Consider the following 456-nt stretch of genomic DNA (forward strand, 5'->3'; position numbering starts at 1 on the left):
GGACTGTAAAAGCTGATGAAATCAGCGTAGTAGAGCCCACTCAATCACTGCGTCTTGCTCGACAAACCAAAAATAATTGAGAGGCTGGGACTTTTGTCCCAGCCTCATGTAGCTTATACAGAATAGAACAGTTAACCGTTTTGGCTAAAAGCTTTACTCTATTTCACGCTTTCGTTCATTTATCACTAAATAAAAATATCATATAAATAAACTATTTTTTTCAAAAAACAAGCTAGAGTTTGAAATGTTTTTCACAAAAGAGTATACTATTAGCATAGTTTTGTCGGAAATTTATGATAGACCCCATCAAAACTAGTTGTCAACCCTTGCTGTTCTATATGAACGTTTGCTGGTATCATTGATACCAAGGAGGAATCATATGTCTAAAGTAGCTATTGTCACAGGTGCTGGTCAAGGAATTGGTTTTGCAATCGCAAAACGCTTGGTACAAGATGG

The 456-nt window shown here is 36.4% G+C and carries 1 protein-coding gene; it reads left to right on the forward strand.

Features of this window, described 5'->3' with window-relative positions:
- Positions 1 to 379: 379 nt before the first annotated feature.
- Positions 380 to 456, forward strand: a 77-nt coding sequence (locus tag SPADD19_RS11890) for an SDR family NAD(P)-dependent oxidoreductase (protein WP_128861642.1), incomplete at its 3' end; no start/stop codon positions are given.

It is taken from the genome of Streptococcus parasanguinis (assembly GCF_001578955.1).
GTDB classification, from domain to species: domain Bacteria; phylum Bacillota; class Bacilli; order Lactobacillales; family Streptococcaceae; genus Streptococcus; species Streptococcus parasanguinis_U.